Here is a 13770-nt window from a genome sequence, read left to right on the forward strand (position 1 = left end):
TAGGCCAGGATCTCGGTCAGGGTGGCCACGCCAAAGAGGATGAGGGTGGGCCATTCGGCCAGCCACAGAAAGCCTTCCTGCAAGGGGAACAAACCCATACGGGCTGCAATACTGGCGGCCAGCAGGGGCACAAATACCCTGAAGCCGCTGCTGGCGGCAAGTCCTATCCCTAAGGCCACGGCGGTGATGATCTGGGGTTCCATAAGGCAAAGATCGGAAATGTTTTGATATCAATAGCCTGTCAGGGGTTAGGGATTAGGGGTTAGGAGTTTGGGAAAATCGCAAATCAAAAATCGTTAATCTTTAATCGCAGATCAAAAGGTTTCGGGCTTGGGCTGTCATTGCAGGACGATTTTCCGGATTTGCAGGGTCCGGCCATTTTTATCCAGCAGGCGGATGAGGTACAGGCCCGGGGGGTGCTGGCCCAGGCTGAGGGTGCAATCGCCATGGAAGGGGAAGGCGCTTAGGATGCTTTGTCCCGCCATATCGTAAAGCTCAATATAGCAGGGCCCCGGAAGGGTTCTGCTGAGGCGCAGGCTGATCTCGCCCCGGGAAGGGTTTGGATAGACTTCAAGCATACGGCCTTCATCCCCGGCCCCGGGGATGGACGAGGCGGGGTCGCAGAAGCAGGTTTCGCAATAGGGGTTGTCGAGAAAGAGCGGGGTGTCGTCCTGCTTGAAGCAGACAAACTGGTAGCTGTCGCCGCAGAGCGAGAAATCGGAGACCAGGGGATTGAACAGGCCATACCAGTCGATGCTGCCGATGCCTTCCACCCAGTTGGTGATGCCTGCGTTCTCGCTGCCCAGGGTCCAGCTTTTGCGGTATTCACCCGTCTCCAGCATGACTGAATCAATGGCAAGCACCACCTTGTAATGCGTGGTTTCCCAGAATCCCATCTGGTCGTAGCACAGGCCCCCGCCCAGCTCATACCAGATGGTATCATTCACCTCAAGGCTAAAATCGTAAAGCATGACTTCAGGGAAGCCGGGGATCAGGGCAAAGACCTGTTTGCGGTCGTTTTCACGGATGGCGGCAAAAAAGGCATTCCCCGGGTCGCTGATGAGGGTGTCGCCCATCTCCACGATTTTGGTCCAGGTCCCCTCATCGATCAGGGTATCGCCCGAGGCGGCATAGCGGAAGCTCCAGATCTCGCCCGAGAACATATTGTTGCCCATGGTGTGCCAGGCGGCATGGTCTTCAGGGAAGGGGTGATAGGGGCCATTGTCAGGGCTTTCGAGCTGCCTGATCTTTTTTTCCAGGGGGTCGACCGCCCAGAGGCTTTCGCCGTCGAAGGCAAGTCCTGTGGCGTTGAATTCGAGGCGGTATTCCATCGACTGGTTTTCGCCATCGGTGGAGGAGGCGATCCAATCACCGCCTTCCAGCCCGGCGCTCCAAATGCCCCAGATGGCGTCATCACGGGTGGTCATGCCCATAAAGTGGGTGCAGCACAGTTCTTCCCAGCTGCCTGTCAGCGGGTCGATTTTCAGCAGGCAGGGGCCGTAGCCCCCGTGGTAGGACGCATAAAAATGATCCTGGTAATGGCAGAGGCCCCATAATCCACCGCTCTGCAGATAGGGGAGGGCCAGGAAGATGGAGTCGAGCACTTCGCCACCGGAGGGATCAATGTGGTAGAGGGAGAAGCCTGCCTCTTTCGGGCTTTCCCCGGAAGGGGAACCCGTCCATTTATTGGTATTGACCACCCAGAGCTCATCTCCGGCGAAAGTGATGCCCGTAAGGGAAGCGCCATCCACAGTGATTTCATCGAGCAAAACGCCTTCAGGGCTGGTTTTAAAGATCTTGCCCGAAGCCTGGTCGGTGATCCAGAGGTTCCCTTCAAAGTATTCGATGCCCCAGGGATTCAGTGCCGGCGATTCAAATTCGTAAACCCAGGTCAGGGTGTCGGTTTGGGCAATGGCTTGTGTACAGGCAAACCCAAACAGGAGCAACAACCAGGTTTTTGTTTTCATTTCCTTCATGAAAGATGAGCAACGCAATACCAGATTGCAATTTATGGAAATAAAATATTAAATCAAATGAAGTGAGTCGAATTTTTATTGGTAGGGGATGGAAGCGATTCTTTCCAGAATGATCTAACCAAGGTTTTTATTTTGCCAAGGATGTTCAGTCAGGTCCTTGCTTTTAGCGGAAGCGGTAAGCCAGCCCGAATCCCAGGTTGAATGCCCTGAAGCTTTCATTACTTAAGTCAGTCATTTTCTGATTTGAGCCGATATACCCCACCCTTGACGATAGATTCCATCGCTGGTCCAGGTTGTAACGCAGCATCAGACCAAGATTATAGGTGAAGCCTGTGCCCTCCGTTTCCAAATCCCCTGGATTGACAAGCTGAATGGATGAACTGCCGATTTGTGGCACAAAGTCGATCAAAAATTTGCGGTGGACAGGATAGGATATGACTGGCCCGATCAACGCCCCCGTCCAGCCCCAGAATGTTTCTTCGCTTATGCCTGGCAGGTAGTATTGATTGTTGAACAGCGTCAGAGCCAGGCCCAGGTGTGGAAAGATCATCAATCCCAGGTCGGGAATGTTGAAATTGTAGCCTCCTTCAGTTTTAGAAGAACCTTCGCTGATAAATCGTGATCCGAAATCTCCGATGGGCATTGAAGGGCCTACCGAAAACCCGATGTAGCTTTGGTGTTCAGAAGTTAAGGGTACCTTTTGTTCAACCAAAGCGAAGTTTTGCAGCCTGGCCCTGTTTTTTTCAAAACTGTCCCACTGTTGGTTCAGGGGGATTACGACCTTGATGGACCCCAAAAGAAATCCTGCCCCGGCACCTAAAGCAGTAAAAGGAAAATATATCAAAGGGATTGAATAGATAGGGGGGATATTATCCCCGCTTTCATTCAATGCTGACACCCCGGCAATTGCGACGGCCAGTCCTGCCGCCCCGCCAATGATTGCCCCTCGCATCTGGCTGTTATTCCGGCGGAACTGCACTGTCTTCAGGTCACTATAGCTGAATGAAGTCAGGGCATCATTGCCTGCCAGGTATTCCCTCCTGTTCAGGGCATTAGAGACCACCAGGGAGGAATCGCTTACCTCGAACAAAAATCCCCTGTATGCCTTTGGCTGTGATGCGGAAAAGATCCAGGTTTCATATAACCTCTTGAATTGCAGCGAGTCATTCTGTGCCTGAACGGAAAAAAAGCTGGTTAGAAAAAGGACGACTCCCATCAGCAAAGCCCTGATCAGGTGGTCCCTGTCGCTGGAATCACTTTCATTCTTTAGCTGGCACTTTGCCTTTTTTGGAGGGAAGGCCGGGGAATTTGTACGGCCCTCTATACCCGAAACAAATGTTTTTTCCATCGCAACATCCATTAAAGTGAAAAAATGAACAGCATGATCCCGGCCTAATAAAAAAACAAAAGAAATCTTTAAATACTTGGAAAACAACATCCCGGGCACATCTCCCTGGCGAGCCTGGAAGGAGGATAGACATCTGGAAAATGATCATGAACTTGATCAGGCCTTTGCCTTGAAACAAGGAGGGCAAGGCGTTTGGCCTTTCTTGCCAGGGAAATGTCCCTTTAAATGTATAAAAAAAATGGTTATGTAAATGTTTTTGATCGTTTATTTTCAATGGCCGGTAACAATAACAGTATTGGCCCCCAGGCTTTTGGGGAGCTGCTTCATGATGGATACTTTTGAATAAAAACCTTTTTTATTTAAGAAAAGGCCGCAGACAGATTCAGGGGTTAAGGTTAAGGTTAAGGTTAGCCCTTGGCTGTTGGCTATTGGCTTTTAGCTCATCAATAAACACCCTCTTTTCAACTTTTCAACGGATTCGGGTAAATCAAAAATCAAAAATCCCTGCCAGCTGGTTTACCCGCCGAAGGAGGGCAGGCTGTGTTTCAGTTTGCAGTCCGGACTCCCCCTTTGGAGGGGGTAGGGGGGAGGTCCTTGGAAGAATGTTGACATCCCTGCCAGCCGGCTGGCTGGGTTAATCGTTAATCTGAAATCAGTTTTTCCGTCACGATGCGGGCATCCGTTCTATTTCAGGATCAGGTACTGGTAAGGCGCCAGCGACTGGGTAATCCCCAGGCTGACGGTAGCGTTGCTGAAGGCATCCTCCCAGGTGGTGTTCTGGATTTCGGCAGGCAGGCTGAAGTCCTGGTTGCTGTTCCTGATGTTGACCATCACCAGCAACTCCTCGTCCTGCCAGGTCTTTTTAAAACAGACCACATTGGTGGAGGAATGGTTGACGAGCTCACCCTTGCGTGCCGCATTCGATTGAACGTACACCTCCATCAAATCCTGGTAAGCGGCCAGCATCGTGGGGTTGGCGGTCCAGTCAACGGGCGACTGGCTGAAGAAGGGCAGGGTGTTGACCCGTCCCACTTCCTGGCCTGTATAGATCAGGGGCACGCCGCCCATAAAGGTGGTGGCAACGGAGGCTGCCAGGGCGCCCTGCTGGCCGTTGAACAGCGTCATAGGGGTTGCATCCCAGGCCGACTCGTCGTGGTTGGTGGTGAACCTGAGGAGTTGCTTCCCCTGGGGGACGCCAAAAAATTCGCTGGTATGGGTCGTATAAAGCACGTTGGCGTTTTGGCCGTTGAACACGTCCTTCAGGCGGGCGTAATAGGTCCAGGCATATGTCATATCGAATCCGGCCTGGAAATGATCGCTGCGGCCTCCCTCGGCCAGCATCACAAGGGTCCTTCCCGGGATTTCCCTGAGTTCTTCGATGGCGGTGCGCCAGAAGTCGAAGGGCACCCCATCGGCATAGTCGCAGCGAAAGCCATCGACATTGGCTTCCAGCAGCCAGTATTTCATGGCCTCGGTCAGGGCCTTGCGCATGGGGAAGCTGCTGAAGTTCAGGTCGGCCACATCCAGCCAGTTCGTTCCGGGCGGATGGATGATGTTGCCCTGGTCGTCGGTGGTATACCAGCCCGTGTTGCTGATCCAGGGATGATCCCAGGCGGTGTGGTTGGCCACCCAGTCCATGATGACTGCCATGCCCCGCTGGTGGGCTGCATCCGTGAGCTGCCTCAGGTCTTCCAGACTTCCATATTCAGGGCTTACCGCAAGATAGTCCTGGACTGAATAGGGGGAGTTAACGGAGTTGATCTGGCCTATGGGATGGATGGGCATCAGCCAGATGACATTCACGCCCAGCGAGCGGATATGGTCCAGTCCTTCAATGACGCCCTGGAGGGTTCCTTCAGGGCTGAAGGCCCTGAGGTTCACCTCGTAAACCACCAGGTCTTCCACGGCGGGGATTCCCGTAAAGGGTGTGCCATACTGGGTATACTCTTCCTCTTCGGGAGGGGCCGGGTCTTTTGCGCAAGCCGAAAAAAACAGGAGAAACAGAAAAAGCAGGCTTAATAAACGGAAAAAAGGGGAGGCTTTGCTAATTTTCAGACGCTTGGGAAGGGTTTTCATCATTCAAAGGCTTTTGGATCTGTAAAGGTACGTTTTTTCCGGAAAGGCCTTCCTTAAGCCTTTTGCGCATGCGGGCTTTCCCTTTAAATGCTTCGTTTTCATCCTGTTGAACTTGAAAAGTGAAAAAACTTAAATGGGAATAATTTGTGTAGATCAAGATATGTTTAGTATATTTACTTATTGTTTAACTAAAACAAAGTACCATGAACATTATTATTTTCTTACTGATCGGTGCTGTGTCCGGCTGGATCGCAGGACAGATCTGGAAAGGGAGCGGCTTTGGCCTGCTTGGTAACATTGTCGTTGGTATTATCGGCGGTTTTCTTGGCGGCTGGCTTATGGGTAAATTTGGTGCAGCCGAAGGGGGCCTTGTGTGGCAAATCATAGTTTCTGTCATTGGCGCCTGGATTCTGCTATTTCTTATTTCACTGTTTAAAAAGAAGTAATTCCTTGTTGTTGTCAGAGGCCTTCATCCTGAGAGGGCCTCTTTTTTTGAAATATTAAGTTTAGATTAATTCTTGCAGCAGGAAAATTTTCCGGCATAAAAAACAGATAATTTTGCGTTAATATTTCCCGGTATCTCGATGGATACAATTTACATTTTTTTAATCATTGCCTTGTTCATCCTTGCCATTTCTGACCTTGTGGTTGGGGTTGGCAATGATGCCGTTAATTTTCTGAATTCTGCCATAGGTGCAAAAGTTGCCCCTTTCAAATGGATTCTGGCCGTTGCCGCACTAGGGGTTATGCTGGGCGCCACTTTTTCGGGTGGGATGATGGAAATTGCCCGCAGCGGGGTATTTCACCCTGACCAGTTTGTTTTCGATGAGATCATTATCATTTTCCTTGCGGTAATGATCACCGATGTGATCCTGCTCGACATGTTTAATACATTCGGGTTGCCTACTTCGACCACGGTATCCATCATTTTTGAACTGTTGGGTGGTGCTGTTGCGGTTTCATTGTATAAGATGAATGTTTCTCCTGATGCAGTGCAGGAGCTGGGAAACTATATCAATTCATCCAGGGCGCTCACCATTATTTTCGGGATTTTACTCTCGGTAGTGATTGCCTTTACCTTTGGCACCATCATTCAGTTTCTTTCTCGTCTGCTGTTTACTTTCCGTTTTGAAAGAAATGTCAGGTATTTCGGCGCTCTTTGGGGAAGCCTCTCCATCACAGCCATTGTTTATTTCCTTTTAGTAAAAGGCGCCAAGGGGGCATCTTTTATGACCCCGGAAGTTGTTGACTGGATTCACGAGCATACGGTTCTGATCCTGGCTTCCTTTTTTATTGGCCTGGCGGTCTTGCTCCAGTTGCTGATTCATTTCTTCCGTATCAATGTTTTCCGCATCATCGTGCTGGTAGGCACCTTCTCAATAGCAATGGCCTTTGCCGGGAATGACCTGGTAAACTTCATCGGGGTTCCGCTAGCAGGATATGACTCCTTAAAAGTGTTCCTTGATAACCCGGAAATCAATTCCAGTACTTTTACAATGGAGATGTTGCTGGAACCCGTAAAGACGCCAACCTTTTTTTTACTGGGTGCAGGGGTTATTATGGTGCTGACGCTTTTTTTCTCAAAGAAGGCCCGCTCAGTGACCCAAACAGAAATGGATCTTGCCCGTCAGCACGAAGGCAATGAAAGGTTTCCATCATCGTTGTTTGCCCGCACTTTAGTCAGGAAAGCAAGAGACCTGGGAGGGCTGTTCGAACGTGTCCTTCCTGATGGTTTTATCCGTTTTCTTGACCGCCGTTTCGATAATACTCATTTGAAGAACCCTGGAAAGAATGCTGTTGAGCATGCTCATTTTGATCAACTGCGTGCCTCAGTAAATATGTTTGTTGCCAGCAGCCTGATTGCCCTGGCTACTTCCCTGAAATTGCCCTTGTCGACCACTTACGTGACTTTCATGGTGGCCATGGGGACTTCCTTTGCCGACCGCTCCTGGGGCCGTGAGAGCGCCGTGTATCGCATCACAGGAGTGATGATGGTCATAGGCGGATGGTTCTTTACCGCCTTTACCGCTTTTACGGTGGCTTTCCTGCTGGCGCTGCTTTTCAGCTGGGCAGGTTTGATCGCCGCGGGAGGGGCTTTACTGGTGGCCTTCGCATTTATGATACGAACCAATTTCATCCATAAAAAGCGCCTGAGTGCTAAAACGGAAGAAGAGAAGAAGACCCGGCGGGTATGGACCGAGGAAAGCGTCGTGGCCGAAAGCAGCCATAATATCGGGCAAACCCTCAGGGAGACGGGAAGATTGCTGAATGAAATGATTTCCAGCTATGTGTCAGAAGACCGCAAACGCCTGAAAACCATCCGGAAAGATATTGAATCCATCAATGCCTTTACCAAGGGCTTAAAGAAAGATGTTTTTCTGACCCTGAAAAAGCTGGAAGAAGGCTCGGTGGAAACCGGCCATTACTACGTGCAGGTATTGGATTACCTCAGGGAGATTGCCCACTGCCTGCATTTCATCGTTCAACCCGCCTACGAGCACCTGGAAAACAACCACCCGACCACCTGTCCCGAGCTTGGCGAGGCCATTAACACCCTGAACAGCGAGATTGAAAGCTTTTTTTACGACGTCAATCACCTGATTGAAACGGGCAATTTCAGCGACCTGAAGATGCTGATCAGCAACAACCAGGCCATCATTCAGCACCTGGAGGAGGTGAAAATGCTTCAAATCCGCATGATCAAGGACGATAAATCAGGCACCCGCAGCAGCCTGGTGACCCTGAATATGCTCACCGAGACCAAGAACATCCTGCTTCATACCATCAATGTGATGAAGTCGCACAGGGACTTTCTCCTGAAATAAACCGGAAGGAGCAAGGGCTGTTGGCCGGAAAGTTTAAGGTTGAGGTTGAGATTGAGATTAGCCATTGGCTATTGGCTATTGGCTATTGGCTATTGGCTAAACACTAACCAATCACTTCTCACTTCTCACTTCTCACTTCTCAACTCTCATTTCTCTCTGTCACTGCTATGCGGCAGAGGGGTTATTTGTGTTCATTTGATTTTTATTTGTGTGTGTTTGTGGACGGGCTTTTTATCCACAAATGGCACAAATGTTAATTTCCACAAATGGTCACAAATGGCTTATGACTCACCACTCACCTCTCAACTTGCCCGGTCGCCGCTATGCGGCTAAACCCCGAATTCTCTCAAGTCTCTTATTTCTCTCAAGTCGCTCAAGTCTATAAAGTCTCTTAAGTCTCTAAAGTCTTTACTCTAAGAGCAGCGCATTGAAAATGAGCTTATTGGCTACAGGCGTAGAGCCCCTGAAATTGGGCACGAAAGAATACAGGACCACCTGTCCCTTTCCTTTCTTCAGCCACACCAAGGCAGGGGCTTTTTCAAGCAGTTCTGCTTTCTCGGCATAGCCACTCATCAGGATGTCGCTTTCAGGGAAGCTTCCAATGACCCGGCGATCCATATCGAAAGTGGGTATCGTGGTTTGAAGGATAACGTTTGAGCGGTGAAACACGCCGATGGTCTCGGGCATGCCCAGGGTGAGGGGATGACCGGGAAGCAGTTTGATCTGCAGCAACGAGCCCGGGATCTTTAAGCCCTGGCGTTCCAGGCTCTGGGCGGTGTTGTTTACCGGGAAACGGAAGGATTCAAGGGGCTCTTTGGGTTCCATCAGGCCGGAAAACAAGTCCACGGAGCGGCCCCAGGACAGCACCTTTCCACCCTCTTGTATAAAGCCCAGCACGTTTTGCCAGCCTTCCTTGCCCATGCCCTTTACATATTCACGGGGGTAGAAGGGGATGTAATACTGCTCGCCCCGCTGAGAAGTGCCCTGCATCAGCTGGTCTTTGCCTGAGTCAGCAAAAATGATTACATCAAATCGTTCCATCAGAGGCAGTTCTTTCATTTCAGAAGGCCTGACGACCGTGTAGGGGATGCCGTAAGTGTCGAAGAGGAATCTGGCCCATCCGGCATCCATATCGTGCAACCAGGTTTCCACCAGGGCAATGCGGGGCAGGCTGAGTTTGCTGAAGCCTTCAGGCTGGTTTTGCAGGAGGATGGGTTCAGTGACCATGGATCCTAATGCATCCTGAAGCTCGTCCTGGGTGCGATTGTTGAGGCGGATCAGGAAACTGCCTGCCGGGAGTTGCCGGCCTTCGGCTGCCAGGGCTTCAGGGTTGCGGAACACCTCTATCCCCTTGCTCATGGCCATGAAAGCCACGCTGAAGCTCTCGTTGTTGTTTACGCTTAGCACCAGGTATTCCCCTGCCAGCTCATCCCTTTCGGGAAGGATCCCGGCGGGCAACACTTGCGAAAGCATCTCTTCCATGCCTTCCTGTTTTTCTGTGATTTCCCAGGAAGTAATGCCCCGGTGCAGGGGAAGGGACCAGGAAGTAATGTCGTAGGGTTGAATAATATCACCTCCCGGGGTATAGCGCCTTACGGGATATTCCTGGCTTTCCATCACCTCCTTGATAAAGGGCCGGATGGGTTGTGCCAGGGGGATGACAAAGTCACCGGCTTTAAAGGCCCGGCCTTCAACGGTCGCATCCTGGTTGAGGCGATACAGGCTGACTCCGTGGCGACCCAGCAATTGCAGCAGGCCGATAAGCTCCCCCTGGTCGTGCTGCTGGGCGGGAAGGATATAAAAATAGGGGGCTTCCGTTTGACCACGCTCCACTTCCTTTCGCACCAGGTCATTGCGGCTGGTCAGGATTTCTTCACGCTGGCGTGCACAGGTGCGAATCAGGGAATAGGTCGACTCGACTTCGTACTGGACAATATCGCCCAGGCGCCACCAGCCTCCCGGCCAGGGGATGGGCATATTGATGCTTTTTTTGTAATCCGACAAGCCTTTGCCTCCCACCTGCAGTTCATTGGGCTCCACATAAACCGGGGTGGCCAGTTGAACGCTGGCTGCTTCGCTAAGCAGGCTGATGGTATTTTTCCATAGACTGGTTTCAGTAGAACCAGGCCAGTAGTTGTCGAAGATATACTGCTGGCTGATTCCGCTTAGCCCTTTAGCGGTCATGTCACGTGACATGTTAGAACCAAAGACCCAGCTCCAGTTCCAAAGTGTTTCATCAATATTCTCAGCAATAGGATCATGATTTGGTGGAACGAAATACCTGACACCTGTCATCCCCATCTGGTGCTTTTCAATCAACACATGGGGGAACCACTCCTGGCTGTAAATGTCAGATATCGCCTGATTTTCCTTCATCGAAAGGGTGATAAAGTCCCGGTTGATATTATGTCCGACGTATTTATGGTAAACCCCGGGGTGGGTGCTGCCCTCGTAAGGGGTGCCCAGGTATTTGTTGTAATGTTCAACGATCATGTCCTGCCCATCGGGGTTGTGACTCGGTACGATCATCAGGACCATGTCGTTGAGGTAGTCAGTCATATTGGGTTCAGCTCCTGAAAGTAAGTTATAGACTGTGAGGGATACTGCCTGGGCTGGACCGGTTTCATTGGCATGCATCGACATGGTGGTCATCAGGAAGGTTTTTCCTTCCCGGATCAAAGCCTGTCTTTCCCCCTCCGGAATATCAGGGTCAAGAGCCAGACGACGGTTAATCGCCTTTAACTGGTCGAGGTTTTGCAAATTTTCGGCAGAAGAAATAAATACCAGGTACATGGGCTTGCCAAGCTCAGTCTGACCGGTTTCCATGATTTGTATCCTATCCGACTGCTGGGCCAGCAGCTTCAGGTAATCCATCATGGGCTCATAAGCGATTAGCTTTTGGTCAGCCCCCGGCTTAAATCCGAAAAAGGATTCAGGGGTAGTCAGGTTCTCAGCGCCCTGTGCAACCGATTGATTGGGAAGCAGGAACGAAAGATACAAACTCAGCAGGCAGAGAATCAGGTATTGTTTCATGGGAATTTGATTTTGAGTTGCCTAAAAGTAAAAAAATAACCTTCTTGAATTCAATTTTTTTTTTGACAAGCAAATGAAGATTTTTGCCAGCTATGTTGCGCCTAAAAGAATATCCAGTGTAACCGAAGCCCCTGCTCCTTATTATACTCCAGGGCGGGTGAAGGCATTTTCAGGAAATTTAGTGCTCCAAGAAAAGACTTTAACCAGGGAGCGCTTACTGGAATTTTAGCGAAATCAATGTCAGGGGCAAGATACCATTGGCGGTACCGGCTCATATGAGGCAGTTCAACACCATCTATGAATGGCGGGTTTTGGCGGCTCCCCAGCATCCCATAGGCACCGTGCCCAATGGCAAGGTTTAGCCAGGGGGGGAACTTACTTTCGGGCTTTAAAAAAGACCTTACATTCATTGAAAGCCAGAAGGTTTGTCCATTATAATCCTTAAGCATCCTTTCAGGGAGGGAACTGCCCAGGAGCCCGGGACGGAATTGTGCCAGGCTGCTTTCCGAATACGAATATTTGATGATCAGGCGTTGTTCCTGCCAGGTCAGCTGCTGTGAAACGAAAGCCCCGGCTCCCAGCATATTGGCGCCTGCATCGGCCAGCGAAGCCCCCCATTCGAGGGAAAACCCATCCAGGACCTCGATGGCACTCAGGAATCCTAATCCGGAGATCACCCCAAGCCAGGCGCTTTGTTTATTGTCAATGCCTGCCCAGCGAAAGCTGGCAGCACTGAACCGGCTCAGGTGGTAGGTGTTCAGAATATGTCCCAGTTTATCCTGCTGATACCAGTCGGGAAGGTCGTTGTGAAAGTGAAAACTGGTTCTCGGGTAATCCTTGTACCAGGCCTGATCGAGGGCAATCAGGGCAACAGCATAACCGCTTAGCTGGAGGCCTGCAACGTAATGAATCCGTTTAAGCCCCTTCTGTTCCGAAGGAAGGCTGTCAGGAAAAACAACCTGTGCGTTTAAAGTTAAGCCGGCAAAAAGCCAAAGCGTTCCGGCAAGGATATTTTTTAACCCGGATTGCAAAATCAGGATTTTTTCATAATGGTTTCATATCCTGCTTGCAAGATGGCCAGGGCTTCTTCACGGTTGTGTCCTTCGGCATAGGTTCGTAGGACTGGTTCAGTGCCTGAGGGGCGGATCATAAACCACTGGCTGTCGCTGAAATAATATTTGAAGCCATCAAGGTTTTCTTCGTGAAGGACTTTCCAGGGACCGAATTCACTGTATGCCTTTTTTTCGCAGTTGGCCACGATCCGGTCCTTATCTTCCTCCTCCAGCTTCAGGTCGGAACGTTCAAAGGCGAAGCTGCCGGTGATGGCATAGACTTCGTCAATGAACTCACGCAGGCTTTTACCGGTTTTTACCATGGCTTCCCAGATAACCAGACCGTTGTATATGCCATCCCGTTCAGGGATATGGCCTGTCACGGCGATGCCACCCGATTCTTCGCCCCCTACCAGGATTTCTTCTTCAAGCATAAGGCCCGCAATGTATTTAAAGCCAATCTTCACGACCTCAAGGGGAAGGCTGTATGCATCACAAAGCCGGTTGATTTTTACTGAAGAGGAAAATCCGGTGGCTACCTTACCCGTCAGTTTTTTGTACTGGTTTAGGTAATGGATGAGCAGCAAGATCACATGGTGTGAATCGATGTAATTTCCCTTGTCGTCAAACAAGGCCGTACGGTCTGCATCACCGTCTACAGCGAGCCCGCAATCGATATTTTCGGATAAGCGTATCACTTCTGAAAATTCCTGAAGGTTACGCAAAAGGGGTTCTGGGGGAATCCCGTCGAACAGCGGCTGATGCTCGCAATGGAGCAGGGTGATATCAGGGAAAAGACGTCGCATGACGTTCTGCCCTGAGCCATACATGGCATCGAATGCAAAATTCCACCTGGAAGAACGGATGGCATTCAGGTCAAACTTCTCCTCCAGGTAGTTGCAGTACATGGTCTCCAAATCTGTATACTCCACGAGGCCTTTATTCATTAAGGCTTCCAGACTGATCTCGTCCAGGTCAATGGGGTTATTTTCGGGAATATTGGTTTCCACTTCACGGATGTCTTCCTCGAGCAGTGGCCCACCGAAGTGCCCTTTCAGCTTATAGCCGTTGTATTCCGGCGGGTTGTGGCTGGCGGTGATAACAACACCCAGAAAGGCCTTATGGTGCAGTACGCCCAGGGATATCATCGGGGTGGAAACAAAGCCTTTGGCCAGGTATACCTTGATATCATGGCTGGCCAGGACTTTGGCAGTGACCTCTGCAAACAACTCGCCTCCAAACCGGCAGTCATGGCCCACTACCACTGCAGGGTCGGCTTGCCGGGAAAGTGCCCATCGGGCTGTGGCTCGTGCCACACGGGCCACATTATCAGTGGTAAAGTCTTTGGCGATCACTGCACGCCATCCATCGGTGCCAAATTTAATCTCTGTCATATCCAGTAGGATTAAGTCTCAAAGATAAAAAGAAATTTCAACTGCCGGGTTTGCCGGAAGTGAAAA

General features: G+C 50.6%; 9 protein-coding genes. 2 read left to right on the top strand and 7 right to left on the bottom strand.

The annotated features are described in order from the left end of the window. From V2I46_06475 to V2I46_06490, 4 genes are all read right to left on the bottom strand, one after another. Positions 1–203: DUF4126 domain-containing protein (locus V2I46_06475; GenBank protein MEE4177139.1), on the bottom strand; the 203-nt coding region annotated here is incomplete at its 3' end. 135 nt (positions 204–338) lie between these two features. Then, positions 339–1967, bottom strand: a complete 1629-nt coding sequence (locus V2I46_06480; GenBank protein MEE4177140.1) for a T9SS type A sorting domain-containing protein — start codon at positions 1965–1967, stop codon at positions 339–341. Between the two features lie 172 nt (positions 1968–2139). Beyond that, on the bottom strand, positions 2140–3324 hold the full coding sequence (locus V2I46_06485; protein MEE4177141.1) for a hypothetical protein: 1185 nt from the start codon (positions 3322–3324) through the stop codon (positions 2140–2142). 684 nt (positions 3325–4008) lie between these two features. Continuing rightward, complete coding sequence (locus tag V2I46_06490) at positions 4009–5403, bottom strand: alpha-amylase family glycosyl hydrolase (GenBank protein MEE4177142.1); 1395 nt, start codon at positions 5401–5403, stop codon at positions 4009–4011. Positions 5404–5603: 200 nt separating this feature from the next. Between V2I46_06490 and V2I46_06495 the strand changes: the two genes are divergently transcribed. Further along, entirely contained in the window at positions 5604–5846 is a 243-nt protein-coding gene (locus V2I46_06495) for a GlsB/YeaQ/YmgE family stress response membrane protein (protein ID MEE4177143.1), read from the top strand. A 138-nt stretch (positions 5847–5984) separates the two neighbouring features. Continuing rightward, positions 5985–8225, top strand: a complete 2241-nt coding sequence (locus tag V2I46_06500) for an inorganic phosphate transporter (GenBank protein ID MEE4177144.1) — start codon at positions 5985–5987, stop codon at positions 8223–8225. Between the two features lie 408 nt (positions 8226–8633). On the opposite strand, the gene V2I46_06505 is transcribed toward V2I46_06500, so the two are convergent. The 3 genes from V2I46_06505 to V2I46_06515 form a co-directional block, all read right to left on the bottom strand. Next, complete coding sequence (locus tag V2I46_06505; protein ID MEE4177145.1) at positions 8634–11258, bottom strand: M14 family zinc carboxypeptidase; 2625 nt, start codon at positions 11256–11258, stop codon at positions 8634–8636. A gap of 101 nt (positions 11259–11359) precedes the next feature. Continuing rightward, positions 11360–12289 carry a DUF2279 domain-containing protein gene (locus V2I46_06510; GenBank protein ID MEE4177146.1) on the bottom strand — a complete coding sequence of 310 codons (930 nt, stop codon included), beginning with the start codon at positions 12287–12289 and terminating at the stop codon, positions 11360–11362. A gap of 2 nt (positions 12290–12291) precedes the next feature. Beyond that, entirely contained in the window at positions 12292–13704 is a 1413-nt protein-coding gene (locus tag V2I46_06515) for a hypothetical protein (GenBank protein ID MEE4177147.1), read from the bottom strand. Positions 13705–13770: the final 66 nt, after the last annotated feature.

Origin of the sequence: Bacteroides sp. (assembly GCA_036351255.1) — a bacterium.
Lineage (GTDB): Bacteria > Bacteroidota > Bacteroidia > Bacteroidales > UBA7960 > UBA7960.

Coding starts and splice junctions, on each gene's coding strand:
- V2I46_06480 (MEE4177140.1), bottom strand. CDS start 1,967: ATGAAAACAAAAACCTGGTTGTTGCTCCTGTTTGGGTTTGCCTGTACA.
- V2I46_06485 (MEE4177141.1), bottom strand. CDS start 3,324: ATGGAAAAAACATTTGTTTCGGGTATAGAGGGCCGTACAAATTCCCCG.
- V2I46_06490 (MEE4177142.1), bottom strand. CDS start 5,403: ATGATGAAAACCCTTCCCAAGCGTCTGAAAATTAGCAAAGCCTCCCCT.
- V2I46_06495 (MEE4177143.1), top strand. CDS start 5,604: ATGAACATTATTATTTTCTTACTGATCGGTGCTGTGTCCGGCTGGATC.
- V2I46_06500 (MEE4177144.1), top strand. CDS start 5,985: ATGGATACAATTTACATTTTTTTAATCATTGCCTTGTTCATCCTTGCC.
- V2I46_06505 (MEE4177145.1), bottom strand. CDS start 11,258: ATGAAACAATACCTGATTCTCTGCCTGCTGAGTTTGTATCTTTCGTTC.
- V2I46_06515 (MEE4177147.1), bottom strand. CDS start 13,704: ATGACAGAGATTAAATTTGGCACCGATGGATGGCGTGCAGTGATCGCC.